Origin of the sequence: Mycobacterium sp. E3198, from assembly GCF_001667015.1 — a bacterium.
In the GTDB taxonomy this organism is placed as follows: Bacteria; Actinomycetota; Actinomycetes; order Mycobacteriales; family Mycobacteriaceae; genus Mycobacterium.
This window is the reverse complement of sequence record NZ_LZIS01000027.1, coordinates 1-26462: the sequence shown is the minus strand read 5'-3', so window position 1 is coordinate 26462 and position 26462 is coordinate 1. Positions and strand designations below refer to the sequence as shown.

Below are 26462 nucleotides of genomic sequence, written 5' to 3'. Positions count from 1 at the left end.
CGCCGCAAGACGCGCAGGCTGCCGTGGAGAAGCACCTGATGGTCGCGGTGGGCGGCCCCGACGAGGCCTTCGGCTCGTGTCCTGCGGGCGCGTTGTGCCCGGAAATTCAACTGTCACAACCTGTCGAGGCCGGAACACCATGAGCACTCCCAGGATCGTGCCGCGCTCGGAGTGGCTCGTTGCGCGCACCCAGTTACTCGAACAGGAGAAGGAGCTGACCCGCCGGCGCGACCGTCTGGCATCGGTGCGGCACGAGATGCCGATGGTCGAAATCGACAAGCCTTACCGCTCGGACGCGGCGCCGACGATGCGGTGCCCTACCCGATGGCGTGGCTGCGTTATCACGACGGATACGACGCTGCCGAGGAACACCACTGCTCGCGTCACTGCGGCAGTCTAGCCAATGTGCTTGTCGCACAAGATCACTCAAGAGCGCTCGGAATTCAGCTGCCGCAGGGCCTCGATGCGGGCCTGGATCTGCTCGCGGGTCGCTGCGGCGATCGGGGGACCGCCGCAGCGGCGGCGAAGCTCGTTGTGAATCCACCCGTGTGGTTTGCCGGTGCGGTGATGCGTCGCCGAGACGAGCGTGTTGAGCTCGCGCCGCAGGTCGCGCAGTTGTCCGTGCATGGAGACCCGCGGCGCCGGCGCGTCGTCGCCCGAGGCCGCCCGCCTCTTGAGTTGCTCGTCCTGGCGTTGGTGCAGCAGGGCGCGCATCTGTTCGGCGTCGAGCAGCCCGGGGATGCCGAGGTAGTCGGCCTCCTCGTCGCTGCCCGCCGGCGCCGCGGTGCCGAACGAGGAGCCGTCGAAGATGACCTGATCCAGCTCGGCGTCGGCGCCCAGCGACGTGAAACCCGTATCCGTTTCGGTCTTTTCGGTTTGCCTGCGGGTCGCGGGATCGCCGTCGAGGGGATCGCCATCGGCGTCGCGGTGCGGTTGGCCGAGCACGTGATTGCGCTGGGCCTCCAGCTCGCTGGCGAGCTGCAGCAGGTTGGGCACTGACGGCAGGAAGATGCTCGCGGTTTCGCCCGCCCGGCGCGAGCGCACGAACCGTCCGATGGCCTGGGCGAAGAACAGCGGCGTCGAGGCGCTGGTGGCGTAGATCCCTACCGACAGCCGCGGCACGTCGACGCCCTCGGAGACCATCCGCACCGCGACCAGCCACCGGGTGGTGCCCTCGGCGAATTCGCTGATCCGGGCCGACGATCCCGGATCGTCGGACAGCACAACCGCGGGCACCTCGCCGGTGAGCCGCCTCAGCAGCGTCGCGTACGCGCGCGCGGCCGTGCGGTCGGAGGCGATGATCATCCCGCCGGCGTCGGGGACGTGGGCCCGCTTTTGGCGCAGCCGCTCGTCGGCGGCGGCGATCACCGCGGGCATCCACTCGCCGGCCGGGTCGAGCGCGGTGCGCCACGCCCGCGCGGTGTGTTCGGCCGTCAACGGCTCGCCCAACCGGGCGGCGTGCTCCTCGCCGGCGCTGTCCCGCCAGCGCGCCTCCCCCGAGTAGGCGAGGAACACCGCCGGCCGGACCACACCGTCGGCCAGCGCCTCGGCGTAGCCGTAGGTGTGGTCGGCCCGCGACCGCAGCACCCCGTCCGCGCCCGACGCGTAATCGACGAACGGGATGGGGCTGTCGTCGCTGCGAAAGGGCGTGCCCGTCAGGGCGAGTCGGCGGGTGGCGTCGCCGAACGCCTCCCGGATGGCCTCGCCCCAGGTCTTCGCGTCACCGCCGTGATGGATCTCGTCGAAGATGACCAGCGTCTTGCGCTGCTCGGTGCGCACCCGGTGCAGCGTCGGGTGCGCGGCGACCTGGGCGTAGGTCACCATCACGCCGTGAAACTCCGGCGAGGTCTGGGGGTTGGTGTTGGAGAATTTCGGGTCCAGGGCCAGGCCGTGCCGCGCCGCGGCCAGGGCCCACTGCACCTTGAGGTGCTCGGTGGGCACGACGACGGTGAGCTGTTCGACGGCGCGCTGGTGCAGCAGTTCGGCGGCGACCCGAAGCGCGAACGTCGTCTTTCCGGAGCCGGGGGTGGCGACGGCCAGGAAATCGCGCGGCTGGGCGGCGAGGTATTTCACCAGCGCTCGGCGCTGCCAGCCGCGCAACGGCAGGCCGGTGTCGCTGCCGTTCGTGCTGACCGGTGGCAAGCAGCTCCCCCCAAAAGTTGCGTGGTCGGCGCGGCCGGCTCGGTTCGGCGGCGGCTGTGAAATGTAGCATGCCAACGCTTTTCGGCGCAGCAGCGACGCGGGCTAGACGGCGTGGCCCGCCAGGTCGCGGGTTTGAAGCCAGGTGTGAATTCGTCGCGCGACGTCGGCCCATCCGGGTTCGAGCATCATGTTGTGGCCCATGGCGAAGAATTGCGGCTCGGTCCGGTAGGCGCGCGCCGTGGCGCGCACCGCGCGCACGCTGACGAAGCCGTCGTGCACGGCGCCGAGCACCAGGATCGGGGTCGTCACCCGCTCGGTGTCGACCCGGCGAAACATCGGTTCGGTCATCGCCGCGCGGATGCTCTCGGGCCCGGCGCGGTGCCAGCACGATTGCACGACGTCCTCGGGCGTATCGGCGCAGAAGAGGTATTCGCGGGCCAGCGCCGACGTCCGGAGGAACTTGACCAGCGTGCGGTCGTTGAACGAGTGCACGGTCATCCACGGGCGGCGCCGCCACACCCGCAGCGCCGCCCCGAGCACCCCCGACGGCGGCAGCGAGCCGACCAGCACGGCGGCCGGTGCGGACCGGTCCTCGAGGTAGCGCTGGATCGTGTAGCCGCCCAGCGAGTGGCCGATGAGCACCGGCGAGCCGCCCAGCTCGTCGGCCACCGAGCGGACGTCGTCGACGTAGTCGGCGACGGACACCCGGTGCAGCGGCTTGTCGGTGGGGCTGGCGCCGTGCCCGCGCAGGCTCATCGCGACGGCGCGATAGCCCGCGTCGGCGAAGAAGTCCAGGAAACCGTCGTCCCAACACCACGCCCCGTGCCAGCCGCCGTGCACGAACAGCAGCGGCACCGGGTGCGCGTCGCTGCAGGACCCCTTGTCGATCACCTCGAGCATGAGCTGAGCTTTGCCGATCACCGAGCGTCACGCCAGCGTAGCGATGGGCGTCCAGGGTCACGCCGGCGTGACGCTCGCGGCGAACCATTAGGCTGGCGGGCGTGTTTGAATCCCTGTCCGACCGATTGACCGGTGCCCTTTCGGGGCTGCGCGGCAAGGGTCGACTGACCGACGCCGATATCGAGGCGACCACCCGCGAAATCCGGCTGGCGCTGCTGGAAGCCGACGTGTCCCTGCCCGTGGTGCGGGCGTTCGTCGGGCGGATCAAGGACCGCGCCAAGGGCGCCGAGGTCTCGGGTGCCCTCAACCCGGCGCAGCAGGTCGTCAAGATCGTCAACGAGGAACTCGTCGGCATCCTGGGCGGACAGACCCGCCAGCTGGCGTTCGCGAAGGCGCCGCCGACCGTCGTGATGCTGGCCGGCCTGCAGGGTTCCGGCAAGACGTCGCTGGCCGGCAAGTTGGCGGCGTGGCTGCGCGGCCAGGGCCACACGCCGCTGCTGGTGGCCTGCGACCTGCAGCGGCCCGCGGCGGTCAACCAGCTGCAGGTCGTCGGCGAGCGCGCCGGCGTACCGGTGTTCGCGCCGCACCCCGGCGCCTCGCCCGAGTCCGGACCCGGCGATCCGGTCGCCGTCGCGGCGGCCGGGCTCGCGGAAGCCCGGGCCAAACACTTCGACGTCGTCATCGTCGACACCGCCGGCCGGCTGGGCATCGACGACGAGCTGATGGCCCAGGCCGCGGCGATCCGCGACGCCATCGACCCCGACGAGGTGTTGTTCGTCCTCGACGCGATGATCGGTCAGGACGCGGTCACCACCGCCGAGGCGTTCCGCGAGGGTGTCGGATTCACCGGCGTGGTGCTGACCAAGCTCGACGGCGACGCCCGCGGTGGCGCCGCGCTGTCGGTCCGCGAGGTGACCGGCGTGCCAATCCTTTTCGCCTCCAGTGGCGAGAAGCTCGAGGACTTCGACGTCTTCCACCCCGACCGGATGGCCAGCCGCATCCTGGGCATGGGCGACGTGCTGACCCTGATCGAGCAGGCCGAGCAGGTCTTCGACGCGCAGCGCGCCGAGGAGGCCGCGGCCAAGATCGGCAGCGGCGAGCTGACGTTGGAGGACTTCCTCGAGCAGATGCTCGCCATCCGCAAGATGGGCCCGATCGGCAACCTGCTGGGCATGCTGCCCGGCGCCGGCCAGATGAAGGACGCCCTGGCCGAGGTCGACGACCGCCAGCTCGACCGGCTGCAGGCCATCATCCGCGGGATGACGCCCCAGGAGCGGGCCGACCCGAAGATCATCAACGCGTCGCGGCGGCTGCGCATCGCCAACGGCTCGGGGGTGACGGTGTCGGAGGTCAACCAGCTGGTCGACCGCTTCTTCGAGGCCCGCAAGATGATGTCGTCGATGCTCGGCGGCATGGGCATCCCCGGGCTGGGGCGCAAGTCGGCGACGCGAAAGTCCAAGGGGGCAAAGGGCAAGAAGGGCAAGAAGGGTGGGCGCGGGCCGACGCCGCCGAAGGCCAGGAACCCGCTCCTGGGCGGCATGCCGGCCGGGTTCCCCGACCTGTCGCAGATGCCCGAAGGCCTCAACGAGCTGCCGCCCGGCCTGGCCGACTTCGACCTGTCCAAGCTGAAGTTCCCCGGCAACCCCGGCAAGAACTAGACGCGCCGTGCGGATGCACGTGCGGGGTCGGGGGCTGCCCGACGAGACCGAGCTGCAGCTGTGGATCGTCGACGGCCGCATCAGCACCGAACCGGTCGCCGGCGCCGACACCGTGTTCGACGGCGGATGGATTCTGCCCGGCCTGGTCGACGCGCACTGCCACGTCGGGCTCGGCGATGACGGCGAGATCCCGCTCGAGGAGGCGATCGGCCAGGCCGAGGCCGAACGCGATGCCGGCGCGCTGCTGCTGCGCGACTGCGGCGCCCCGACCGACACCCGCAGCCTCGACGACCGCGACGATCTGCCCCGCATCATCCGCGCCGGAAAGCACCTGGCCAGGCCCAAGCGCTATTCTCGCGGCTTCGCCGTCGAGCTCGAGGACGAATCCCAGCTGCCGCAGGCGGTGGCCGCCGAGGCGAGGCGCGGCGACGGCTGGATCAAGCTGGTCGGCGACTGGATCGACCGCGGCGTCGGCGACCTGGCCCCGCTGTGGTCCGACGACGTGCTCAAGGCCGCGATCGCGACCGCACACGAGCACGGCGCGCGCGTCACCGCGCACGTCTTCAGCGAGGACGCCCTGCCCGGCCTGATCAACGCCGGCATCGACTGCATCGAGCACGGCACCGGGCTCACCGACGACACCATCGCCCTGATGGTCGAGCGGGGGACCGCGCTGGTGCCCACGCTGATCAACACCCTCGAGAACTTCCCGGGCATCGCGGAGTCCGCGGGGCGCTACCCCGCCTACGCCGCCCACATGCGCGACCTGCACGCCCGCTGCCTCGCGCGGACGGCCGCGGCGCGCGAGGCGGGCGTGCCGGTGTACGCGGGCAGCGACGCGGGCAGCATGATCGCGCACGGGCGCATCGCCGACGAGGTCGAGGCGCTCAAGGGCATCGGGATGAGCCCGACCGAGGCGCTGGGCGCGGCATGCTGGGACGCCCGCCGCTGGCTGGGCCGGCCCGGCCTGGAATACGGGGCGTCGGCCGACCTGTTGTGCTACGCCGAGGACCCGCGACAGGGTCCCGGCGTGCTGAACCGGCCCGACCTGGTGATCCTGCGGGGCAAGGCCTTTCGGCCCCACGGCTAGGCGCACACGGCGTCCCGATCGCGGATAGGATCCCTCGAATGGCGTTGGCCAGCGGCGCGACCTTCGCCGGTTACCTGGTCGCGCGGAGGCTGGGATCCGGACCGACTGGCACGGTGTACCTTGCCCAGGACCCGCGGGCGTCGCGCTGGCAGGCGTTGAAGGTCCTGTCGCCGGCGCTGTCGGACGACGACGAATTCCGCCGGCGGTTCCTGCACGAGATCCCGGTCGCGACGCGCCTGCATCACCCGAACATCGTCGAGGCGCGCGACCGCGGCGACTTCGAGGGTCAGCTGTACGTCGCGATGGAGTACGTCGAGGGCATCAACGCCGCGCGACTGATCACCGATCGATTCCCGGCGGTCGCACCGGCGGGCGAGGTGCTGGCCATCGTGACCGCGCTGGCCGGCGCCCTCGACTACGCGCACGAGCGCGGCCTGCTGCATCGCGACGTCAGACCGGCCAACGTCGTGTTGACGGGTCGGGGTGAAGGCGCGCAACGGGCGCTGCTGACGGACTTCGGGGTCCTCCGCCGCCCCGGCACGGTCGGCTACGCGGCACCCGAGCAGCTGCTGGGCGCCGGCGTCGACGCCCGCGCCGACCAGTACGCGCTGGCCGCGACCGCGTTTCACCTGCTGACCGGCGCGCCGCCGCCACCCGACGCGGCACCGCCCAGGATCAGCGAACAACGGCCGGAACTGGCGCGCCTCGACGGCGTGTTCGCCCGGGCGCTCGCCGACTCCGCCGGCGACCGGTTCGGGAGCTGCGGCGAGTTCGCCGCGGCGGCGAGCGGGCGGGCGGGCGTTCCCGGCGGCGCTCGCCGACCCGAAGCGGTCCTGGTGGCCCCGTTCCCGGCGTATGGCCGTCGCGCCGCGCACGGGCGGCGCCCGGCCGCAGCTCCGGCCCCTCGCAGCGCAAGCTCGGCCCGGTCTTCCCGGGGGGCGGACGACCGGAAGCCCGCGTCGGCCCCGCCCCGCCGGCGCTGGACGCGCAGGCGCGCGGTGGGCGCGGTCGCGGTGCTGCTCGTCGCGGCCGTGCTCGCCGTCGGTTTCCTCCTCGGCCGCAAGAGCGAAGCGACCGTCGCCCCGGCCCGCCGCCCGGCGACGAGCGTGCCGGCCGCTCCCGCCCCGGTCGACCCCGCTTCGCCGGGCCTTTCCCCGTCCGGTCCGCCACGCTGAACCCCTCCTGACCGGCACTTTCGCCGGGGCTCGCCGACGCTTCCAAAAGATTGCGAGTACTTGCTATCTATGTTACGGTTCGGGGCAACTCGACAACCTTGGAGGACCCGTGACCTACGACCTGATCATTCGCGACGGGCTGTGGTTCGACGGCACCGGCAGCGCGCCGCAAACCCGCACGCTCGGCATCCGCGACGGCGTGGTGGCCACGGTGGCCGGACCGTCAGACGCGCCGCTGGACGAGACCGGCTGCCCCGAGGTGATCGACGCGGCCGGCAAGTGGGTCATGCCCGGCTTCATCGACGTGCACACCCACTACGACGCCGAGGTGCTGCTGGATCCGGGGCTGCGGGAGTCGGTGCGCCACGGCGTCACCACCGTGCTGCTGGGCAACTGCTCGCTGTCGACGGTCTACGCCGATGCCGAAGACGCGGCCGACCTGTTCAGCCGCGTCGAGGCCGTGCCCCGCGAATTCGTGCACGGCGCCCTGAACTCCACCAAGACCTGGTCGACGGCCGCCGAGTACGTCAAGGCGATCGACGCCCTGCCGCTCGGGCCCAACGTCGGCTCCCTGCTCGGTCATTCGGACCTGCGCACCGCGGTGCTGGGGCTCGACCGGGCCACCGACGCCACCGTGCGGCCCACCGATGCCGAAGTGGACCGGATGGCGGCGCTGCTCGAGGAGGCGCTGGACGCCGGGATGCTCGGCATGTCCGGCATGGACGCGGCCATCGACAAGCTCGACGGCGACCGGTTCCGGTCGCGCGCGCTGCCGTCGACCTTCGCCACCTGGCGGGAGCGGCGCAAGCTGATCAAGGTCCTGCGCAAGCGCGGGCGGATGCTGCAGAGCGCCCCGGACGTCGAGAACCCGGTGTCGGCGCTGATGTTCTTTTTGACCAGCAGCCGGATCTTCGGCCGCGGCAAGGGCGTTCGCATGAGCATGCTGGTGTCCGCGGACGCCAAGTCGATGCCGCTGGCGGTGCACACGTTCGGATTCGGCACCCGCATGCTGAACAAGTTCCTGGGCTCGGCCGTGCGATTCCAGCACCTGCCGGTCCCGTTCGAGCTGTACTCCGACGGCATCGACCTGCCCGTCTTCGAGGAGTTCGGCGCCGGAACGGCGGCCCTGCACCTGCGCGACCAGCTGCAACGCAACGAGCTGCTGGCCGACCAGGAGTACCGCCGCAAGTTCCGCCGCGAGTTCGACCGCATCAAGCTCGGACCGTCGTTGTGGCACCGCGACTTTCACGACGCCGTCATCGTCGAATGCCCCGACGCCTCGTTGATCGGCAAGAGCTTCGGCGCGATCGCCGACGAGCGCGGGCTGCACCCGCTGGACGCGTTCCTCGACGTGCTGGTCGAAAACGGCGAACGCAACGTCCGGTGGACGACCGTCGTCGCCAACCACCGGCCCAAGCAACTCGACAAGCTCGCCAACGAGCCGAGCATCCACATGGGCTTCTCCGACGCCGGCGCCCACCTGCGCAACATGGCGTTCTACAACTTCGGTCTGAAGATGCTCAAGCGCACCCGCGACGCCCAGCGGGCCGGGGCGCCGTTCATGTCGACCGAGCGGGCGGTGCATCGCCTGACCGGCGAGCTGGCCGAGTGGTTCGGCATCGACGCCGGCACGCTGCGCGAGGGCGACCGCGCGGACTTCGTCGTGATCGACCCGGCCGGGCTCGACGAGGCCGTGGACGGCTATCACGAGGAAGCCGTGCCGTTCTACGGCGGCCTGCGCCGCATGGTCAATCGCAACGACGACGCCGTCGTCGCGACCGGCGTCGGCGGCGCGGTCGTCTTCGGCCGGGGCCGATTCCGCGACGGCTACGGGCAATCCGTGAAATCCGGGCGCTACCTGCGGGCCGGGCAGCGGCACGCGGCGTCGACCGCCCACAAAGTCGGGGCCTGACATGGCCAGGACCCAGCAGCAGCGGCGGGAGGAGACCGTCGGGCGGCTCATCGACGCCTGCATCGACACCATCGTCGAGGTCGGCTACGCCCGGGCGTCGGCCGCGGTGATCACCAAGCGCGCCGGAGTGTCCGTCGGCGCCCTGTTCCGCCACTTCGAGACCATGGGCGATTTCATGGCGGCCACCGCGTCCGAGGTGTTGCGCCGCCAGCTGGAGTCCTTCACCAAGGGCGTCGCCGAAATCCCGGCCGACCGACCGGCGCTCGAGGCCGCGCTGGCGATACTGCGCGACATCACCGGCGGCCCCACCAACGCCGTGGTCTACGAGCTGTTGGTCGCCGCGCGCACCGACGAGAAGCTCAGGGAGACTTTGCAACACGAGCTCGGCCAGTACTCCGCCAAGATCGTCGAGGCCGCCCGGGCCCTGCCCGGAGCCGAGGGCTTCGGAGAGGAGACGTTCCCGGTCGTCGTGGCGCTGATGACCAACGTGTTCGACGGGGCGGCCGTGGTGGAGGGCGTGCTGCCGCAACCGGCGATCGCGGAGCAGCGAATTCCAGTGCTCACCGCGCTGCTGACGGCGGCGCTGCCGGACGCCGGCCCCTAGAGCGAGCCGATGCCGGTCTCGGGGTTGAGCGCGAAGCCCCAGTCGAACAGGCCGGCGGCCTGATCCCAATACGTGGGACCGCCGGCTTTGACCAGCCCGTACATCATCGCGATCACCAGCCGGCGGCCACCGCGCGCCGCGGCGCCGACGAAGGTCTTGCGCGCCGCGTCGGTGAAGCCGGTCTTGCCGCCGATGGCGCCGGGGTAGCGAGCCAGGAGTTCGTCCTGGTTGACGATCGGCTCGTCGCCGCGATCGCCGGGGAACATCGCCGACGGCTCGGCGGTGATCTGGGCGAACACCGGGTTGGCCATCGCGGCCCGGAAGATGACGGCCAGGTCGTGCGCCGTCGAGGCCCCGGAGCCCCCCGGCCCGTCCAGGCCCGACGGGGTCGCCGCGTGGGTGCTCATCGCGCCTATGGAGGCGGCCTTGGCGTTCATCTTCGCAACCGTCGCGTCGGCGCCGCCCAAAAGGTGCGCGAGCGTATTCGCGGCGTCGTTGCCCGAGACCAACAGCAGCGCGTCCAGCAGCTGGCGCGCGGTGTAGGTGCGGCCCGGCTTGATGCCGGCGCAGTTGCACTCGACCTGCGTGTCGGCGACGTCGGCGACGACGGTCGAGTCCAGGCTCACCTGGTCCAGCGCCACCAGCGCCAGCAGCACCTTGATGGTGCTGGCGGGCGGGTGCGGCACGTTCTGGTCGCGGCCGGCCAGAACCTGACCGCTGTCGAGATCGGCGACGATCCACGTCTGCGCCGGTCCCTCGGGGATGGGCACCGAGCCGATCGGCTGCGCCTGGTCGGCTTGGGCGGGCGTCGCTCCGACGGTGGCGCCGGCAGCGACGGCCACCAGCACGGCGGCGACCGCGGCCATGTGCTTGCGCATGGGCGCACAGTTTAACTTCCGGGCTGGTGGCGATCGCTAGCGCGGCGTTGGGGTACCCCCGCGAAGCTGGGGGACCGGGCGCGGCGGGTCGCCACCATCCGGCTAGTGCCAGGGCATGTCGCGCCAGGAGTAGAACTTCCCGTCGCCGATGTCGTGCACGCCGTAGTAGTCCCAGAAGTAGTCGTGGCAGACGTTGCCGTCCCACGGGACCGGCCGGCCCGCCGGGAGGACATCACCGGGGCACCAGTGCTGGCAGGATTTCCCGGCCGGGCACGGGGCGGCCTCGGCGGAAGGCGCGGCCAGCCCCGCACCCCCGAACATCAACAGCGTCGTTGCCAACCCCACGAATGCCGCTTTCATAAACCTGGGATTATTCCCCCCGTCCACCGCTGGCGTCCTGCGAAAACGGGAAAATTGTCGCGCTGGGTCCATGTCGGGCTCCTTCGTTGCTGGCGGTCCTGCGGTCAGTGGACACCGCGCGCTTGGCTACCGATCCCAACCTCCGGGGAGCGGCGGTGTTGAATCAACGACATGCTGAGCCTGGAAGAGATCTCGGATCGTTTGGAAATCCAACAGCTGCTGGTGGATTACTCCACCGCCATCGACAACCGCCGATTCGACGACCTGGACAGGGTTTTCACCGAAGACGCGTACATCGACTACACCGCCCTCGGGGGCATCGAGGGCCACTATCCGGAGGTCAAGAAATGGCTGTCGGAGGTGCTGCCGAACTTCCCGGTGTACGCGCACATGCTCGGCAACTTCTCGGTGAACATCGACGGGGACAAGGCCTCGTCGCGGGTGATCTGCTTCAACCCGATGGTGCTGGGCGGCGACAAGGACCAGATCCTGTTCTGCGGGCTCTGGTACGACGACGAGTTCGTCCGCACCGCCGACGGCTGGCGGATGACGCGCCGCGTGGAAACGAAAACCTTCCAGAAGGTGATGTAGGCGAATTTCTGTCCGAGGGCCCCGTTCTGGCACAATGGGCGGCTGTCCGCCGCGCAACTACGGCTGTTCGGGGGTCACACACGCGAGGCAAAACCGGATCCGGGCATCCCGCCCGAATCGCTGAATTGCAGCGTGACACCACAGGAGAAGTCGCTTAACCATGGCTGTGAAGATCAAGCTGACCCGGCTTGGCAAAATCCGCAATCCCCAGTACCGCATCGCCGTCGCCGACGCGCGCACCCGCCGCGACGGCCGCTCGATCGAGGTCATCGGCCGGTATCACCCGAAGGAAGACCCGAGCCTCATCGAGATCAACTCCGAGCGCGCCCAGTACTGGCTTTCGGTGGGCGCCCAGCCGACCGAGCCCGTCCTCAAGCTGCTCAAGATCACCGGCGACTGGCAGAAGTTCAAGGGGCTGCCCGGCGCCGAGGGCGCCCTGAAGGCCGCGCCGGCCAAGCCCACCAAGCTGGAACTGTTCAACGCCGCGCTGGCCGAGGCCGACGGCGGTCCCACCACCGAGGCCGCCAAGCCCAAGAAGAAGGCACCGGCCAAGAAGGCCGCCAAGGCGGCTGAAGAGGCGCCCGCGGCCGCCGCCGAAACGCCCGCCGAGCCGGCGCCCGAGGCCGCCGCCGAGGCGCCTGCCGAGGGCCGCGTGCAGCCCGAGGCCGCCGAACCCGCCGCGGAAAGCTGACCGACGTGAGCACGGTCGTCGTTGACGCTGTCGAGCACCTGGTCCGCGGGATCGTCGACAATCCCGACGATGTCCGGGTGGACATGGTGACCAGTCGGCGCGGGCGCACCGTCGAGGTGCACGTCCACCCCGACGACCTCGGCAAGGTGATCGGTCGCGGCGGACGCACCGCGACCGCGTTGCGCACACTGGTCGCCGGCATCGGTGGCCGCGGTATCCGCGTCGACGTGGTGGACACCGACCAGTAGCGGGGCGCCTCCCTTGGAGTTAACGGTCGGGCGCGTGGTCAAGGCGCACGGCATCGCCGGCGAGGTGGTCGTTGAGGTCCGCACCGACGACCCCGCGGCCCGCTTCGCCCGCGGTATTACGTTGCGCGCCAAGAACTCCCGGAGCGGCGAGGAAGCCGGCTTCGTCGTCGAGCAGGTGCGCGAACACGGCGCGCGGCTGCTGCTGCGGTTGGCCGGGGTAACCGACCGCGACGCCGCCGACGCGTTGCGGGGCAGCTTGTTCGTGGTGGATTCCGAGGAGCTGCCGCCGATCGACGAGCCCGACACCTACTACGACCACCAGCTCGAGGGCCTGCGGGTCCGCACCGCGGCGGGGCACGACGTCGGTGTCGTCGCCGAGGTGCTGCACACCGGCGCCGGTGAGCTGCTGGCGGTGCGGCGCGAATCCGGCGAAGCCCTGGTGCCTTTCGTCGCCGCGATCGTCACCTCGGTGTCGCTGGACGACGGAGTGATCGAAATCGACCCGCCCGAGGGCCTGCTGGACCTGGCATGAGAATCGACGTCATCACCATCTTCCCGGACTATCTCGAGCCGCTGCGACAATCGTTGCCCGGCAAGGCGATTGCGTCGGGGCTGGTGGACCTGCAGGTGCACGACCTGCGCCGGTGGACCTACGACGTGCATCACTCGGTGGACGACGCGCCCTACGGCGGCGGCCCCGGGATGGTGATGAAGGCGCCGGTGTGGGGGGAGGCGCTGGACGAAACGTGCTCCGGCGACACGCTTCTGGTGGTGCCGACGCCCGCCGGAGCGCCGTTCACGCAGGCGACCGCGCAGCGCTGGAGCGCCGAGCGGCACCTGGTGTTCGCCTGCGGACGCTACGAGGGCATCGACCAGCGGGTCATCGAGGACGCCGCCCGGCGGATGCGGGTCGAGGAGGTGTCGATCGGTGACTACGTGCTGCCGGGCGGGGAGTCGGCGGCCGTGGTGATGATCGAAGCCGTGCTACGGCTGCTGAGCGGCGTGCTGGGCAATCCCGCGTCACTGCAAGAGGATTCGCACTCGCCGGCGCTCGACCGGCTGCTGGAGGGGCCCAGCTACACCAGGCCGCCGAGCTGGCGGGGCCTCGATGTGCCCGAGGTCCTGCTGTCCGGTGATCACGCCCGCATCGCCGCCTGGCGGCGCGAGGTGTCGCTGCAGCGCACGCGGGAACGCCGCCCCGACCTGTTGGGCTGAAGCCGCGATTGTCAGATCCGGCCGCTGGGGAAGATCGTCTTGACGGCCTGGGTGATGGTCTGCCGCGCGGTGGCGTCGTCGGAGGACTGCAGCGACTGGACCACCATGACGTAGCGGTGGTCCGCGCCGACCACGCCGGTCGACAGGTGCACCCAGTCGCTGCCGATGCAGCACATCCAACCCTGCTTGACGGCGACCGGTTCGGCGAACAGGCCCTCCGGGATGCCGAACCGCTGCGGGTAGCCGTCGATCCCGGTGGGGGTGGACTGGGCCAGGTCGTTGACGATGATCGTGGCGCGCTCGGCGGGCAGCCCGCCCGACCCGTCGAGCAGCATGTCGTAGTAGCGGACCAGGTCGGTCAGCGAGCTCATCGTGTTCCACCAGCGCCCGTCGCTGGGCGGGGTGGTGGACGACAGGCCATAGCGGGTCGCGACCTCGCTGATGATCGCGTCGCCGCCACCCTGACCCCAGAACTTCTCGGCCGCGCCGTCGTCGGACGACTGCAACATGACGTCGAGGGCCTGGCGGTCCTCCGGCGACAGGGTGGTCCTGCCCTGGGACTCGGCCAGCAGCAGGTCGTCGGCGATGAACAGCTTGGCCACCGACGCGGTGCCGATGACCTGGCTGTTGCCGTTGGAGACCAGCTCATGCGTCTTGCGATCGAGCACGGCCACCGACAGCGTGGCCCCGGCGGCGCCGGCTTCGTCGATGGCCTGCTGAATCCGCGCGGGCAGGCCGCCGAACACCGTTCCGGACAGCGCCTGGGGCGGCCCGTGCATCGGCACGGCGTCGAGCAGCAGCTGAACCGTCTCGGGCTGCTTGAGGGGCTGACGCTCCGGCGCGCTGGTCTCCGGGCTGCCCGACACCTTTGGTTGGCTTTGGCGGTCCACCAGCGCCTCGTCGCAGCCGGCCAGCACCAGCGTCACCGCCGCCACGGCGGCGAGCACGGTGAGCGGGCGGGGGCGCATGGGTCGATCTCCTTGGTTGCCTCGGGCGCAAACGGGCCGATTGGCGCGTTTTGACCCGAGACATATGTAACCACTCACCAGCGCCTTCGGCGGCCTATGAACCGCGACGTTTACATGTGATTTTCAATGCATGCCGGCGATCTGGCACAATTGCTCAGTTGTCTCGAACCCGTCAGCGGGCCGGGCCGCTTCCCGGCCGCTGCGAGATACGCATAAAAGCCCGAAACCGATCGGCTTGTGACCGCCCCACGCCCGGCGTGTGGGCAGGCGTCGCAAGCCGCGACCGCAAGGAAGTGTCTTTCTACGATGAACAGGCTGGACTTCGTCGACCAAGCGTCGCTGCGCGACGACATCCCGGCCTTCAGCCCGGGCGACACCATCAACGTGCACGTCAAGGTCATCGAGGGCGCCAAGGAGCGCATCCAGGTGTTCAAGGGCGTGGTGATCCGCCGCCAGGGCGGAGGCATCCGCGAGACGTTCACCGTGCGCAAGGAGAGCTACGGCGTCGGCGTCGAGCGGACGTTCCCGGTGCACTCCCCGAACATCGACCACATTGAGGTGGTGACCCGTGGTGACGTGCGCCGCGCCAAGCTGTACTACCTGCGCGAACTCCGCGGCAAGAAGGCCAAGATCAAGGAAAAGCGCTGACCGGACGCGGTTCACCAGGCCACGAACCATGCTGGCTACGCTGATCCCGTGACCGACAACCCGGACCCAGCTGAGCCCCAGTCCGACGCCGGCCAACCGGAGCCGAAGGTCTCCACCCGCGACCCCGACGCGTCCGAGGCGTCCCCGCCGCCCGACGCGGCCGAGCCGGAGCCCAAGAAGAAGTCCACGCTGCGCGAACTCGCGATCCTCGCGGTGATCGCGATCGTGCTGTATTACGTCATGCTGACGTTCATCGCCCGCCCGTACCTGATTCCGTCGGAATCGATGGAGCCCACGCTGCACGGGTGCAGCGGATGCGTCGGCGACCGGATCATGGTCGACAAGCTGACCTACCGGTTCGGTCAACCGCGGCCCGGCGATGTGGTCGTCTTCAAGGGCCCGCCGTCGTGGAACGCCGGGTACAAGTCGATTCGCTCGAACAACACCGCACTGCGCTGGGTGCAGGATGGGCTCTCGTTCATCGGTTTCGTGCCCCCCGACGAAAACGACCTGGTGAAACGCGTCATCGCGGTCGGCGGGCAGACCGTGCAGTGCCGGGCCGACACCGGGCTGACGGTCGACGGCAAGCCGCTCAAGGAGCCGTACCTCGATCCGAACACCATGATGGCCGACCCGGCGAAGTATCCGTGCCTGGGCAGCGAGTTCGGGCCGGTCGCCGTCCCGCAGGGGCGGCTGTGGGTGATGGGCGACAACCGGACGCACTCGGCGGACTCGCGGGCCCACTGCACCAGCGTCCCGGCTGAAGCCCTCAAGGGCATCCTGTGCACCGGCGACCCGAACTCGGGCACGGTGCCGGTGTCCAACGTCATCGGCAAGGCGCGATTCATCGTCTGGCCGCCGTCGCGCTGGGGCGGGGTCGATTCGGTGAATCCCCAACAGGGTCGGTAGCCGTGGCCACGACGTGGCCGCCGCGGACGGTGATCCGCAAGTCGTCCGGGATGCGCACCCTGGAGTCCGCGCTGTACCGCAGCGGCCTGGGCCCGGTGGCCGGGGTGGACGAGGTGGGACGCGGCGCCTGCGCGGGCCCGCTGGTGGTGGCGGCGTGCGTGCTCGGGCCGGGGAGACTGGAAAGCCTTGCCGCCCTTGATGACTCGAAGAAGCTCACCGAGAAGGTGCGGGAAAAGCTGTTCCCCTTGATCCGCCGCTACGCGTTGGCGTATCACGTGGTGTTCATCCCGTCCGACGAGGTCGACCGGCGCGGCGTGCACGTGGCCAACATCGAGGGCATGCGGCGGGCGGTGGCGGGCCTGTCGGTCCGCCCGGGGTATGTGCTCAGCGACGGCTTCCGCGTGCCCGGGCTGCCGATGCCGTCGCTGCCGGTGATCGGGGGGGACGCCGCGGCCGCCTGCATCGCCGCGGCCAGCGTGCTGGCGAAGGTCAGCCGCGACCGGCTGATGGTCGCCATGGACGCCGACCACCCGGGCTACGGCTTCGCCGACCACAAGGGCTACAGCACCCCGGCGCACTCGACGGCGCTGACCCGGCTGGGGCCCTGCGCCGAACACCGCTATTCGTTCATCAACGTCCGGCGCGTGGCAACCGGATCCGGTGCGCGGGTGGTGGCCGAGTGCAAACCCGACCCTCCCGCCGACCGGGACGGGCATCGGTGAGGAAAGATGGGACCAGGTTCCCGGCGACGGAGGCGTCTGAGCAGATGAGTGGCAGATGAGCGCGGAAGATCTCGAAAAGTACGAAACCGAGATGGAGCTCTCGCTCTACCGCGAATACAAGGACATCGTCGGCCAGTTCAGCTATGTCGTGGAAACCGAGCGGCGCTTCTACCTGGCGAACACTGTCGAGATGGTGCCGCGCAACGCCGACGGCGAGGTGTACTTCGAGCTGCGACTGTCCGACGCCTGGGTGTGGGACATGTACCGGCCGGCCCGCTTCGTCAAGCAGGTGCGGGTGGTCACCTTCAAGGACGTCAACATCGAAGAGGTCGAAAAGCCCGAGCTGCGGCTGCCCGAGTAGCGCGAGCGCCTAGGTGTTGGGCGGGAGTTTGTTGTCGCCGTCGGACGGCAGCTGGCCGCGATTGTCGATGATCGCGCGGGCCACGTCGGCCAGCTTGATGTTCAGCGCCTGCGAGTGGCGTCGCAGCAGGTCGAACGCCTGATCCTCGGTCATGTTGTGCAGCAGCATCAGCATGCCGACCGCCTTGCCGATCTCGCGGTTGCTCAGCAGCCCCCGCCGCAGGCTCGACGCGTCCTCGCCCTTGGCGACCGCGTTGATGGCCACGCTGGCGAACGCCGCCAGCACCGCCGCCCGGCCGGCGGACTCGGCGTCGAACAGATTGGGCGTGTCGCTGAACAGGTTCAGCGCGGCGCCCTTGCGCTTCTCGACCAGCAGCCGGAAGCCCATGGCCCCCCGCACCGGGGTCTCGTCGACCAGGACCTTGGCCAGCTTGGGCCACAACGACGGCGTCGTCAGGTCCGTGTCGATCTGGGGCGTCTCCTCCTCGATGGCGTCGATGCAGGGGCCGTCTCCGGCGCGCCGCTCCAGCTCGTCGATCTGGTGCGCCAGGCGGTCGCTCGCGCCGACGGTGACGTAGCGGTCGCCCTCGCGCACCATCAGGCTGGCGTGGTCACAGCCGCGGACGGTCAGCGTCGCGGCGATGCAGATGGCCGCGTACATCTCCGCGGCGTCCGAGCCTTGATAGATGATCTCGGCGAGGGCGGCGAAGACGGTCGCCGGGTCGGCCTTCTCCCCGCCCGGCGTCGGACCGTCCGCGACGGCGTTCGCGTCGTCTGCCACGTCGTGTCCCCATTCCTCCGGTGCAGGTTTGACCCGCAGTCGCCGTAGATTATCGGTCGCCAACACGGGATCCACACGGTGTATGCCCGTTGCTCGGCACATGGGCAGCGTGGCTGCTCACGCTCCCTCGTCGAGGATATCGACTTGCGACTTTGGTCACTCGCGGTTTTCGAAGCGCCGCGGGCGGGAAGGTCATGTCGAATGGGGCTGACCGTGGCGGTGACCGGACCGACCGGTGAAATCGGTATTTCGGCGGTGACGGCGCTCGAGCGTGATCCCGCGGTGGAGACCATCATCGGGATGGCGCGGCGGCCGTTTGACCCGGTCTCGTGTGGCTGGCAGAAGACCGTCTACCAGCGGGGCGACATCCTCGACCGCGAGGCGGTCGACGCGCTGGTGGCGCAGGCCGACGTGGTGGTCCACCTGGCGTTCATCATCATGGGCTCCCGCGAAGAGAGCTCGCGCATCAACCTGCAGGGCACCCGCAACGTGTTCGAGGCGACCGTCGCGGCCGAGCGGCCGCGGCGCCTGGTCTACACCTCGTCGGTGGCGGCGTACGGCTACCACTCCGACAACCCGGTCCCGCTCACCGAGGACGTGCCCACCCGGGGATCGGCCGAGCACTACTACTCGGCGCAGAAGGCGGCGAGTGAGGCGCTGCTGGCCGACATCACCAAGGGCTCGTCGCTCGAGGTGTTCGTCCTGCGGCCGTGCATCGTCGCCGGGCCACTGGCGACCGCGCTGGCCGACGCGATGCCGTGGAATCAGCTGCCCGGCCCGGTGCGCGCCATTTCCAAGGTGGCCCCGATGCTGAAGCCGGTGGTGCCCGACCCCGGTTTTCCGCTGCAGTTGGTCCACCACGACGACGTCGCCGAAGCGATCGCGCTGGCGGCGACCGCACCGGCGCCGCCCGGGGCGTACAACATCGCCGGCGACGGGGTGGTGACGGTGTCGGAGGTGGCCAAGGCGCTGGGCGGCCGGCCCGTGCGGGTCCCGGCCGTGGCTGCCTCAGCCGCGTCGGCGGCGATCTCGCGAGTGCCGTTCGTCCCGTCCATGCTGGAGTGGCTGCACGTCGCGCGGACGTCGGTGGTGATGGACACCACCAAGGCGCGGACCCAGCTGGGCTGGCGGCCGGTTCATTCGGCGCACGAGACGCTGGCGGCGCTGGCCGATGTAGCTTGATCGCATGAGGTTGCGGCGCCGGTGAGCCATGTGACCGCGCGTCGGCGCGCGCATCACCTCACCGCCGATCGGGCCGTCACCCGACCGGAAACCCTGGCCGTCGAGGAGCCACTGGAGATCCGCGTCAACGGCGCGCCGGTCACGGTGACGATGCGCACTCCTGGCTCGGATTTCGAACTGGCGCAAGGTTTTCTGCTGACCGAGGGCGTCATCGGCGGCCGCGACGACGTGCTGACCATCCGCTACTGCGGCGGTCGCGGCGAGGATGGCGCCAACACCTACAACGTCGTGGACGTGACCCTGGCTGCCGGGGTCGAGCCGCCCGGGCTGGACGTCACCCGCAACTTCTACACCACCTCGTCGTGCGGGGTGTGCGGCAAGGCCTCGCTGGAGGCGGTACGGTCGACCAGCCGCTTCTCGCCGGGCGCGGATCCGGCGAAGGTCGCCGCGGCCACGCTGAAGGTCATGCCCGGCCGACTTCGTTCCGCGCAAAAGGTTTTCGACAGCACCGGGGGGCTGCACGCCGCGGCGCTGTTCGGCGTCGACGGCACGGCGCTGGTGGTGCGCGAGGACATCGGCAGGCACAACGCGGTGGACAAGGTGATCGGCTGGGCGCTCGAACGTGAGCGGGTGCCGCTTTCCGGCGCGGTGCTGTTGGTCAGCGGGCGGGCGTCGTTCGAGCTGACGCAGAAGGCCGTGATGGCGGGTGTTCCCGTGCTGGCCGCGGTGTCGGCGCCGTCGTCGCTGGCCGTCTCGCTGGCCGAGGACGCCGGGCTGACGCTGGTGGCCTTCCTGCGGGAGGACTCGATGAACGTCTACACCAGGGCGGACCGCATCACGTAGTCGCTGTGGACGGCCGCCCGACTGGGGATAACCGGTCGTTTCCGTCGCCGTTCGGCCCCGACGGCCGCACGCCGTGTCGGGATCGCCGGGCACCGTGGCCGCCATGACGACCGAACAGAGCATGACCCGGGCCCAGCTGGGCGCGATGGGCGAGGCGCTCGCCGTGGATCACCTGACCCGTCTGGGGCTGCGGATCCTGGGCCGCAACTGGCGCTGCCGCTACGGCGAACTCGACGTGATCGCCGCCGACGACGCCACCGGCACCGTTGTGTTCGTCGAGGTCAAGACCCGCACCGGCGACGGCTACGGCGGGCTGGCGCACGCGGTGACCCCGCGCAAGGTCTGGCGGTTGCGCCGGCTGGCCGGGCTGTGGCTGGCCGGGCAGGACGCCCGGTGGGCGGCGCTGCGCATCGATGTGATCGGCGTGCGGGTCGGGCGCCGCCGCACCCCGGAGCTGACCCACCTGCGGGGGATCGGCTGATGGCGCTGGGGCGGGCGTTCTCGGTCGCGGTGCGCGGATTGGACGGCGCGACAGTGGAAATCGAGGCCGACATCAGCTCCGGACTGCCGGGCGTACACCTGGTGGGCCTGCCCGACGCCGCCCTGCAGGAGTCGCGCGACCGGGTCCGCGCGGCGGTCACCAACTGCGGCGACGACTGGCCGCAGTCCCGGCTCATCCTCGCGCTGTCCCCGGCGACACTGCCGAAGATGGGATCCGTCTACGACATCGCCCTGGCCGCCGCGGTGCTGTCGGCGCAGCGCAAGCAGCCGTGGGAGCGGCTGGAGAAGACGGTGCTGCTGGGCGAGTTGTCGCTGGACGGCCGGGTGCGCCCGGTGCGCGGGGTGCTGCCCGCCGTGCTGGCCGCCAAACGCGACGGCTGGCCCGCCGCCGTCGTCCCGGTGGACAATTTGGCCGAGGCCAGCCTGATCGACGGGATCGACGTCTGGGGCGTGCGCACGCTGCGGCAACTGAAGCGCTGGCTCGCCGGTTCCGGCGGCCTGGACCCCCGGACCGGCGCGGCGGCCACCGACCCCGAGCCGACGGCGGATCTGGCCGACGTGGTCGGGCAGGCGCAGGCGCGGTTCGCGGTCGAGGTCGCCGCCGCCGGCGCGCATCACCTCATGCTGACGGGACCGCCGGGCGTCGGCAAAACGATGCTGGCGCAACGGCTTCCGGGGCTGTTGCCCCCGCTGTCGGAAAGCGAGTCCCTGGAGGTCACCGCGATTCACTCGGTGGCCGGGCTGCTGTCGCCGGAGACGCCGCTGATCACCCGGGCGCCGTTCGTGGCACCGCACCACAGCTCCACCGTCGCGGCCCTCGTCGGCGGGGGATCGGGGATGGCGCGGCCGGGCGCCATCAGCCGGGCGCATCGCGGGGTGCTGTTCCTGGACGAATGCGCCGAGATCGGCGTCAGCGCGCTGGAAGCGTTGCGAACCCCGTTGGAGGACGGGGAAATTCGCCTCGCCCGCCGCGACGGGGTGGCCCGCTACCCGGCCCGCTTTCAGCTGGTGCTGGCCGCCAACCCGTGCCCGTGCGCGCCCGCCGACCCGCAGGACTGCGTCTGCGCCGCGGCGGCGAAACGCCGCTACCTGGGCAAGCTGTCCGGGCCCCTGATGGACCGCGTCGACCTGCGGGTGCAGATGAATGCGGTGCGCGCCGGGGCCATCTCGGTCACCGACGGCGAGTCGACGGCGCAGGTTCGCCGGCGGGTGGCGGCGGCCCGCGATGCGGCCGCCGAACGCTGGAAACCACACGGTTTCCGCACCAACGCCGAAGTCAGCGGGACCCTGCTGCGGCGAAAGTTTCGCCCCGGCAACGCCGCGATGGACCCGTTGCGCAGGGCGCTGGACAGCGGGTTGCTCAGCATCCGAGGCCTCGACCGCACGCTGCGGGTCGCGTGGAGCCTGGCCGATTTGGCCGGCCGGGTCTCGCCCGGCCTCGACGACGTCGCCGCCGCGCTCAGCTTCCGGCAGCCGGGGGTGCGGCGATGAGCGATCCGGTGTCGCTGGCGTGGGCGTACCTGTCCCGGGTGGCCGAACCGCCCTGCGCGCAACTGGCCGCGCTGGTGCGACGCGTGGGCCCGGTGGAGGCCGCCGAGCGGGTTCGGCGCGGGTCGGTCGACGACGACCTGGCCCGGCACACCGAGGCCAGGCGCGAAATGGACCGCGCCGCGGCGGATCTCGCGTTGCTCGCCGCGCGTGAGGGGCGACTGATCACACCCGACTGCGACGAGTGGCCGCTGCTCGCGTTCGCCGCGTTCGGAAGTGCGGAGGTCAGGGCGCGCGGCGGGCCGCCGATGGTGTTGTGGGCGATGGGGCCGGCGCGCCTCGACGAGGTGACCCAGCGCGCGGCCGCGGTGGTCGGAACGCGGGCGTCGACGGCCTACGGCGAGCAGGTGGCCGCCGACCTGGCCGCCGGGCTGGTCGAACGCGACGTCGCGGTGGTCTCCGGCGGCGCGTATGGCATCGACGGCGCGGCCCACCGCTCCGCGCTGATCTGCGACGGCCTGACCGTCGCGGTGCTCGCCGGCGGACTCGACATCCCTTATCCGGCGGGTCATTCCGGGTTGCTGCATCGAATCGGCCAGCAAGGGCTGGTGTTCACCGAATACCCGCCGGGTATCCGCCCGGCCCGGCACCGGTTTCTCACCCGCAACCGCCTGGTCGCCGCGGTCGCGGGGGCGGCCGTGGTGGTGGAGGCCGGCCTGCGCAGCGGCGCCGCGAACACCGCGGCCTGGGCGCGGGCGCTGGGCCGGGTGGTGGCCGCGGTGCCGGGACCCGTGACCTCGTCGGCCTCGGCGGGCTGTCACGCGCTGCTGCGCGACGGCGCGCAACTGGTCACCCGCGCCGACGACGTTGTCGAGCTGGTCGGCCGCATCGGCGAGCTGGCACCCGAACAACCGCGCCCCAGCACGGCGCTCGACGGGCTGGGCGACGTCGAACGCAGGGTGTACGAGGCGCTACCCGGCCGCGGCGCCGCCACGGTCGACGAGATCGCCGTCGCGTCGGCCCTGCCGCCCGAGCGGGTGCTCGGGCCGCTGGCGATCCTCGAGCTGGCCGGGCTGGCGCGGCGCGACGACGGGCGGTGGCGGATCGTCCGCGCCCGCGCGGCCCGTGCCGCAACGACGCGACTCGTATAGTCGACGGGGGTCGGGTCTGGACAGGAGGACAAGTGGCGGGTCGACCTCTGCAAAGCTTCGAAGTTGTCCGCACCGAGCAACTCACCCAGCACATGGTTCGGGTGGTGCTCGGCAGCAGTCACTTCGACACCTTCACGCCCAGCAAGTTCACCGACTCCTACGTCAAGCTGGCATTCGTGGCCGAGGACGTCGACGTGGCCGGGCTGCCGCAGCCGCTGACGCTGGACAGCTTCAACGAGGTGCCGCCCGAGAAGATGCCGTCGGTGCGGACCATGACCGTCCGCGGCGTCGACGCCGCGGCCCGCCAGCTGACCCTGGACATCGTGGTGCACGGCGAGCATGGGATCGCGGGCGCGTGGGCGGCGTCGGCCCAACCCGGTCAGCCGATCTACCTGATGGGTCCCGGTGGGGCCTACACCCCCGACCCGGCCGCCGACTGGCACCTGCTGGCCGGCGACGAGTCGGCGCTCCCGGCCATCGCCGTGGCGCTGGAAGCGTTGCCCCCCAACGCCGTCGGCAAGGCTTTCCTCGAGGTCGGCGGCCCCGAAGACGAGATCCCGCTGACCGCGCCGGAGAACGTCGAGGTGAGCTGGGTCTACCGCGGCGGCCGCGCCGACCTGGTGCCCGAGGACCGCGCCGGTGATTTCGCGCCGCTCATCGAAGCGGTCACCACCGCGCTGTGGCTGCCGGGGCAGGTGCACGTGTTCATCCACGGCGAGGCGCAAACCGTCATGCACAACTTGCGCCCCTACATCCGCAAAGAGCGTGGCGTGGACGCGAACTGGGCGTCGTCGATCTCGGGTTACTGGCGGCGTGGCCGCACCGAGGAAACGTTCCGGCAGTGGAAGAGGGAGCTGGCCGAGGCGGAGTCGGGCGCCTAGGACATGACTCAATTCAGGGCGCACTTCGGGGACTACCAGAACGAGATCTACCTGCAGGGCCTGGCCGGAGTGGTGCCGCCGCTGCCGATGGCCTTCGCCGAACTGGAGGCCAAGGCCACCACCGCGTTGCCGCCCTCGGTCTGGTCCTACGTCGCGGGCGGGGCCGGCGACGAGCGCACGCAGCGGGCCAACTGCACCGCCTTCGAGGGCTGGGGTCTCATCCCGCGCATGTTCGTGGGCGCCGCCCAGCGCGACCTGTCCGTCGAGCTGTTCGGCATGACCCTGCCGTCGCCCCTCTTCATGGCGCCCATCGGGGTCATCGGCCTGTGCGCCCAGGACGGCCACGGCGACCTGGCCACCGCCCGCGCGGCCGCGCGCACCGGCGTGCCGATGGTGGCCTCCACCCTGACGGTCGACCCGATGGAGGACGTCGCCGCCGCCCTCGGCGACACGCCCGGCCTCTTCCAGCTGTACACACCGACCGACCGCGAGCTGGCCGCCAGCCTCGTGCAGCGCGCCGAGACCGCCGGCTTCAAGGGCATCGTCGTCACCCTCGACACGTGGGTCACCGGGTGGCGGCCCCGCGACCTGGGCACGTCGAACTTCCCCCAGCTGCGCGGGCACTGCCTGGCCAACTACACCAGCGACCCGGTCTTCCGCGCCGGCCTGGCCCGGCCGCCCGAAGAGGACCCGCAGGGCGCCACGCTGCGCTGGATACAGGTCTTCGGAAACCCCTTGACGTGGGACGACCTGCCCTGGCTGCGCTCGCTGACCGACCTGCCGCTGCTGGTGAAGGGGATCTGCCATCCCGACGACGCGCGGCGCGCCAAGGACGGCGGCGTCGACGGCATCTACTGCTCCAACCACGGCGGCCGGCAGGCCAACGGCGGCCTGCCCGCGATCGACTGCCTGCCCGGGGTGGTGGAGGCCGCCGCCGGGCTTCCGGTGCTGTTCGACTCGGGCGTCCGCAGCGGCGCCGACGTCATCAAGGCGCTCGCGCTGGGCGCGACGGCGGTCGGGATCGGCCGCCCGTACGCGTACGGGCTGGCCCTCGGCGGCGTCGACGGCATCGTGCACGTGCTGCGGGCGATCCTCGCCGAGGCCGACCTGATCATGGCGGTCGACGGATATCCCACGCGCAAAGATCTCACCCCGGACACGCTCCGGCGCGTCACCTGAGCCCCAGCCCCGGCGCCTGCGAACGTAAAGGCGTGGAGGCGATCCTCGACGAGTTCGACCAGTACCTGGACCTGCAATGCGGCCGCTCGGCGCACACCCGCCGCGCGTACCTGGGCGACGTGCGTTCGCTGTTCGCGTTCCTCGACGGCCGCGGCCTGGACGCGCTGAGCCTGCCGGTGCTGCGGGCGTGGCTGGGCGCGGCCGCCGGGGCCGGGGCGGCCCGCACCACCTTGGCCCGCCGCACCTCGGCGATCAAGGCGTTCACCGCGTGGGCGGCGCGGCGCGGCCTGCTCGCGGCGGATCCGGCCGCGCGGCTGCAGGTGCCCAAGGCGCACCGCACCCTGCCGTCGGTGCTGCGCCAGGATCAGGCGCTCGACGCGATGGCCGCCGCCAAATCCGGTGCGCAGCAAGGCGATCCGCTGGCGTTGCGGGACCGGCTGATCGTCGAGCTGCTGTACGCCACCGGCATCCGGGTCAGCGAGCTGTGCGGCCTGGACGTCGACGACGTGGACGCCCACCATCGGCTGGTCCGGGTCCTCGGCAAGGGCAACAAGGAACGCACCGTGCCGTTCGGGATCCCCGCCGCCGAGGCGCTGCGCGCCTGGCTCGCCGACGGGCGTCCCGCCCTGGCGACCGCGGACTCCGGGCCGGCGCTGCTGCTGGGCGCGCGCGGCCGGCGGCTCGACGTGCGCCAGGCCCGCACCGTCGTGCACCAGACCGTCGGGGCGGTGGACGGCGCGCCGGACATGGGGCCGCACGGGCTGCGGCACAGCGCGGCTACGCACCTGCTCGAGGGCGGGGCCGACCTGCGGGTCGTCCAGGAGCTGCTCGGGCATTCCAGCCTGGCCACCACGCAGCTGTACACCCACGTCGCGGTGTCGCGGCTGCGGGCGGTGCACGACCAGGCCCACCCGCGCGCCTGATTCGCGCTAGCCGGTGAGCGGCTTGAGCCGGATCGGCGTCGCGTTCAACAGCCCCAGCGGGTCGACGTAGTCGGCGCCCGACGCCGGCCCCCACATCGCCCCCCAGTGCAGGCAGGCCGCGGCCCGGCAGCCGACATGGCCCGTCTGCAGCGAACCGATCACCGTCCCGGCCGTCACCGCCTGACCCGGCCGCACGGCCGCCCGCACCGGCTCGTAGCTGGTGCGCAGGCCGCCGGGATGCGCCAGCGACACCACGGGCCGCCCGGCCAGCTCCCCGGCGAACACCACGGTCGCGTCGCCCGCGGCATGGACCGGCTGACCTGGGGAGCCGGGCAGATCCACGCCGCGATGGCCGGGATGCCAGTCGGGGGACGGGGCGTCGAATCCGCGGGCGACGGCCGGGGGCGGGCGCAGCGGCCACTGAAGCCGCACGTCGTCGGCCCGCGCCGGCGCGGCGCACAG

At 71.3% G+C, this 26462-nt stretch carries 29 protein-coding genes and 1 pseudogene; 23 read left to right on the top strand and 7 right to left on the bottom strand.

Features of this window, described 5'->3' with window-relative positions:
• The first annotated feature begins 139 nt into the window (after positions 1-139).
• Positions 140-400, top strand: a complete 261-nt coding sequence (locus tag A5673_RS03830) for a DUF899 family protein (protein WP_068227262.1) — start codon at positions 140-142, stop codon at positions 398-400.
• A 26-nt stretch (positions 401-426) separates the two neighbouring features.
• Here the strand turns inward: A5673_RS03830 and A5673_RS03825 are convergent, their stop codons facing one another.
• Positions 427-2142, bottom strand: a complete 1716-nt coding sequence (locus A5673_RS03825; protein WP_068227259.1) for a DEAD/DEAH box helicase — start codon at positions 2140-2142, stop codon at positions 427-429.
• A 102-nt stretch (positions 2143-2244) separates the two neighbouring features.
• Positions 2245-3042: an alpha/beta hydrolase gene (locus tag A5673_RS03820; protein ID WP_068227377.1), complete on the bottom strand. Its 798-nt coding sequence runs from the start codon at positions 3040-3042 to the stop codon at positions 2245-2247.
• 101 nt (positions 3043-3143) lie between these two features.
• On the opposite strand from A5673_RS03820, the gene ffh reads away from it, so the two are divergent.
• From ffh to A5673_RS03795, 5 genes are read left to right on the top strand one after another with little or no spacing between them, the layout of a single operon-like run.
• Complete coding sequence (ffh, locus tag A5673_RS03815) at positions 3144-4700, top strand: signal recognition particle protein (protein ID WP_068227257.1); 1557 nt, start codon at positions 3144-3146, stop codon at positions 4698-4700.
• Between the two features lie 13 nt (positions 4701-4713).
• Positions 4714-5790 (top strand): amidohydrolase family protein, encoded by a 1077-nt coding sequence (locus tag A5673_RS03810; RefSeq protein ID WP_156747836.1) that lies wholly within the window; start codon positions 4714-4716, stop codon positions 5788-5790.
• Between the two features lie 38 nt (positions 5791-5828).
• Positions 5829-6965 (top strand): serine/threonine-protein kinase, encoded by a 1137-nt coding sequence (locus A5673_RS03805; protein WP_068227253.1) that lies wholly within the window; start codon positions 5829-5831, stop codon positions 6963-6965.
• Positions 6966-7014: 49 nt separating this feature from the next.
• Positions 7015-8877: an amidohydrolase family protein gene (locus A5673_RS03800; RefSeq protein ID WP_156747834.1), complete on the top strand. Its 1863-nt coding sequence runs from the start codon at positions 7015-7017 to the stop codon at positions 8875-8877.
• A 1-nt stretch (position 8878) separates the two neighbouring features.
• Complete coding sequence (locus tag A5673_RS03795; protein WP_068227249.1) at positions 8879-9481, top strand: TetR/AcrR family transcriptional regulator; 603 nt, start codon at positions 8879-8881, stop codon at positions 9479-9481.
• Here the strand turns inward: A5673_RS03795 and A5673_RS03790 are convergent.
• Together A5673_RS03790 and A5673_RS03785 are read right to left on the bottom strand one after the other, a co-directional pair.
• Positions 9478-10359 (bottom strand): D-alanyl-D-alanine carboxypeptidase family protein, encoded by an 882-nt coding sequence (locus A5673_RS03790; RefSeq protein WP_068227247.1) that lies wholly within the window; start codon positions 10357-10359, stop codon positions 9478-9480. The two genes, A5673_RS03795 and A5673_RS03790, sit on opposite strands and share 4 nt — an antisense overlap.
• A gap of 102 nt (positions 10360-10461) precedes the next feature.
• The gene (locus tag A5673_RS03785; protein WP_068227245.1) at positions 10462-10719 is read right to left on the bottom strand and encodes a hypothetical protein; all 258 of its coding nucleotides are present in this window, start codon (positions 10717-10719) and stop codon (positions 10462-10464) included.
• Between the two features lie 171 nt (positions 10720-10890).
• Here A5673_RS03785 and A5673_RS03780 point away from each other — a divergent pair, with 171 nt between their 5' ends.
• The 5 genes from A5673_RS03780 to trmD all read left to right on the top strand — a co-directional run bounded on the left by A5673_RS03780 (position 10891) and on the right by trmD (position 13464).
• A complete protein-coding gene (locus tag A5673_RS03780; protein ID WP_068227243.1) occupies positions 10891-11310 on the top strand; it encodes a nuclear transport factor 2 family protein in 420 nt (139 codons plus the stop codon).
• Between the two features lie 160 nt (positions 11311-11470).
• Positions 11471-12001 carry a 30S ribosomal protein S16 gene (gene rpsP, locus A5673_RS03775; RefSeq protein ID WP_068227241.1) on the top strand — a complete coding sequence of 177 codons (531 nt, stop codon included), beginning with the start codon at positions 11471-11473 and terminating at the stop codon, positions 11999-12001.
• 5 nt (positions 12002-12006) lie between these two features.
• A complete protein-coding gene (locus tag A5673_RS03770) occupies positions 12007-12249 on the top strand; it encodes an RNA-binding protein (RefSeq protein ID WP_003878715.1) in 243 nt (80 codons plus the stop codon).
• A 13-nt stretch (positions 12250-12262) separates the two neighbouring features.
• Positions 12263-12781, top strand: a complete 519-nt coding sequence (rimM, locus tag A5673_RS03765; protein WP_068227239.1) for a ribosome maturation factor RimM — start codon at positions 12263-12265, stop codon at positions 12779-12781.
• On the top strand, positions 12778-13464 hold the full coding sequence (gene trmD / locus A5673_RS03760; RefSeq protein ID WP_068227237.1) for a tRNA (guanosine(37)-N1)-methyltransferase TrmD: 687 nt from the start codon (positions 12778-12780) through the stop codon (positions 13462-13464). The genes rimM and trmD overlap by 4 nt, the downstream gene beginning before the upstream one ends.
• An 11-nt stretch (positions 13465-13475) precedes the next feature.
• On the opposite strand, the gene A5673_RS03755 is transcribed toward trmD, so the two are convergent.
• Entirely contained in the window at positions 13476-14432 is a 957-nt protein-coding gene (locus A5673_RS03755) for a hypothetical protein (RefSeq protein WP_068227235.1), read from the bottom strand.
• A gap of 306 nt (positions 14433-14738) precedes the next feature.
• Here A5673_RS03755 and rplS point away from each other — a divergent pair, with 306 nt between their 5' ends.
• Genes rplS through A5673_RS03735 form a run of 4 tightly spaced genes read left to right on the top strand, consistent with a single transcriptional unit; the run spans position 14739 to position 17072 of the window.
• Positions 14739-15080 carry a 50S ribosomal protein L19 gene (gene rplS / locus A5673_RS03750; protein WP_012393605.1) on the top strand — a complete coding sequence of 114 codons (342 nt, stop codon included), beginning with the start codon at positions 14739-14741 and terminating at the stop codon, positions 15078-15080.
• 48 nt (positions 15081-15128) lie between these two features.
• A complete protein-coding gene (lepB, locus tag A5673_RS03745) occupies positions 15129-15989 on the top strand; it encodes a signal peptidase I (protein WP_068227233.1) in 861 nt (286 codons plus the stop codon).
• A 2-nt stretch (positions 15990-15991) separates the two neighbouring features.
• A complete protein-coding gene (locus tag A5673_RS03740) occupies positions 15992-16711 on the top strand; it encodes a ribonuclease HII (protein WP_068227232.1) in 720 nt (239 codons plus the stop codon).
• A 55-nt stretch (positions 16712-16766) separates the two neighbouring features.
• On the top strand, positions 16767-17072 hold the full coding sequence (locus A5673_RS03735; RefSeq protein WP_068227230.1) for a DUF2469 domain-containing protein: 306 nt from the start codon (positions 16767-16769) through the stop codon (positions 17070-17072).
• Positions 17073-17081: 9 nt separating this feature from the next.
• Here A5673_RS03735 and A5673_RS03730 read toward each other — a convergent pair whose 3' ends face one another.
• Positions 17082-17852: a GAF and ANTAR domain-containing protein gene (locus A5673_RS03730; protein ID WP_068227228.1), complete on the bottom strand. Its 771-nt coding sequence runs from the start codon at positions 17850-17852 to the stop codon at positions 17082-17084.
• A 201-nt stretch (positions 17853-18053) separates the two neighbouring features.
• Here A5673_RS03730 and A5673_RS03725 point away from each other — a divergent pair, with 201 nt between their 5' ends.
• From A5673_RS03725 to A5673_RS03690, 8 genes are all read left to right on the top strand, one after another.
• Positions 18054-19034: an NAD-dependent epimerase/dehydratase family protein gene (locus A5673_RS03725; RefSeq protein WP_068227226.1), complete on the top strand. Its 981-nt coding sequence runs from the start codon at positions 18054-18056 to the stop codon at positions 19032-19034.
• 21 nt (positions 19035-19055) lie between these two features.
• The gene (fdhD, locus tag A5673_RS03720) at positions 19056-19877 is read left to right on the top strand and encodes a formate dehydrogenase accessory sulfurtransferase FdhD (protein ID WP_068227224.1); all 822 of its coding nucleotides are present in this window, start codon (positions 19056-19058) and stop codon (positions 19875-19877) included.
• Positions 19878-19980: 103 nt separating this feature from the next.
• Positions 19981-20358 (top strand): YraN family protein, encoded by a 378-nt coding sequence (locus A5673_RS03715; RefSeq protein WP_068227376.1) that lies wholly within the window; start codon positions 19981-19983, stop codon positions 20356-20358.
• On the top strand, positions 20358-21869 hold the full coding sequence (locus A5673_RS03710) for a YifB family Mg chelatase-like AAA ATPase (protein ID WP_068227222.1): 1512 nt from the start codon (positions 20358-20360) through the stop codon (positions 21867-21869). The genes A5673_RS03715 and A5673_RS03710 overlap by 1 nt, the downstream gene beginning before the upstream one ends.
• The gene (gene dprA / locus A5673_RS03705) at positions 21866-23017 is read left to right on the top strand and encodes a DNA-processing protein DprA (RefSeq protein WP_068227220.1); all 1152 of its coding nucleotides are present in this window, start codon (positions 21866-21868) and stop codon (positions 23015-23017) included. Before A5673_RS03710 ends, dprA begins: the two co-directional genes overlap by 4 nt.
• A 32-nt stretch (positions 23018-23049) precedes the next feature.
• Complete coding sequence (locus tag A5673_RS03700) at positions 23050-23898, top strand: siderophore-interacting protein (protein WP_068227219.1); 849 nt, start codon at positions 23050-23052, stop codon at positions 23896-23898.
• Positions 23899-23901: 3 nt separating this feature from the next.
• Positions 23902-25077, top strand: a complete 1176-nt coding sequence (locus A5673_RS03695) for a lactate 2-monooxygenase (protein WP_068227217.1) — start codon at positions 23902-23904, stop codon at positions 25075-25077.
• Between the two features lie 32 nt (positions 25078-25109).
• Entirely contained in the window at positions 25110-26000 is an 891-nt protein-coding gene (locus A5673_RS03690; RefSeq protein ID WP_068227215.1) for a tyrosine recombinase XerC, read from the top strand.
• A 12-nt stretch (positions 26001-26012) separates the two neighbouring features.
• On the opposite strand, the pseudogene A5673_RS03685 reads toward A5673_RS03690, so the two are convergent.
• Positions 26013-26462 (bottom strand): annotated as a pseudogene (locus tag A5673_RS03685) (M23 family metallopeptidase); the annotation flags it as partial.

Bases quoted from the DNA above. Each gene is read 5' to 3' on its own strand.
- A5673_RS03830 (WP_068227262.1), top strand. From the start codon at position 140: ATGAGCACTCCCAGGATCGTGCCGCGCTCGGAGTGGCTCGTTGCGCGC.
- A5673_RS03820 (WP_068227377.1), bottom strand. From the start codon at position 3,042: ATGCTCGAGGTGATCGACAAGGGGTCCTGCAGCGACGCGCACCCGGTG.
- A5673_RS03810 (WP_156747836.1), top strand. From the start codon at position 4,714: ATGCACGTGCGGGGTCGGGGGCTGCCCGACGAGACCGAGCTGCAGCTG.
- A5673_RS03805 (WP_068227253.1), top strand. From the start codon at position 5,829: ATGGCGTTGGCCAGCGGCGCGACCTTCGCCGGTTACCTGGTCGCGCGG.
- A5673_RS03795 (WP_068227249.1), top strand. From the start codon at position 8,879: ATGGCCAGGACCCAGCAGCAGCGGCGGGAGGAGACCGTCGGGCGGCTC.
- A5673_RS03790 (WP_068227247.1), bottom strand. From the start codon at position 10,359: ATGCGCAAGCACATGGCCGCGGTCGCCGCCGTGCTGGTGGCCGTCGCT.
- A5673_RS03785 (WP_068227245.1), bottom strand. From the start codon at position 10,719: ATGAAAGCGGCATTCGTGGGGTTGGCAACGACGCTGTTGATGTTCGGG.
- A5673_RS03780 (WP_068227243.1), top strand. From the start codon at position 10,891: ATGCTGAGCCTGGAAGAGATCTCGGATCGTTTGGAAATCCAACAGCTG.
- rpsP (WP_068227241.1), top strand. From the start codon at position 11,471: ATGGCTGTGAAGATCAAGCTGACCCGGCTTGGCAAAATCCGCAATCCC.
- trmD (WP_068227237.1), top strand. From the start codon at position 12,778: ATGAGAATCGACGTCATCACCATCTTCCCGGACTATCTCGAGCCGCTG.
- A5673_RS03755 (WP_068227235.1), bottom strand. From the start codon at position 14,432: ATGCGCCCCCGCCCGCTCACCGTGCTCGCCGCCGTGGCGGCGGTGACG.
- rplS (WP_012393605.1), top strand. From the start codon at position 14,739: ATGAACAGGCTGGACTTCGTCGACCAAGCGTCGCTGCGCGACGACATC.
- A5673_RS03735 (WP_068227230.1), top strand. From the start codon at position 16,767: ATGAGCGCGGAAGATCTCGAAAAGTACGAAACCGAGATGGAGCTCTCG.
- A5673_RS03725 (WP_068227226.1), top strand. From the start codon at position 18,054: ATGGGGCTGACCGTGGCGGTGACCGGACCGACCGGTGAAATCGGTATT.
- A5673_RS03715 (WP_068227376.1), top strand. From the start codon at position 19,981: ATGACGACCGAACAGAGCATGACCCGGGCCCAGCTGGGCGCGATGGGC.
- A5673_RS03710 (WP_068227222.1), top strand. From the start codon at position 20,358: ATGGCGCTGGGGCGGGCGTTCTCGGTCGCGGTGCGCGGATTGGACGGC.
- dprA (WP_068227220.1), top strand. From the start codon at position 21,866: ATGAGCGATCCGGTGTCGCTGGCGTGGGCGTACCTGTCCCGGGTGGCC.
- A5673_RS03695 (WP_068227217.1), top strand. From the start codon at position 23,902: ATGACTCAATTCAGGGCGCACTTCGGGGACTACCAGAACGAGATCTAC.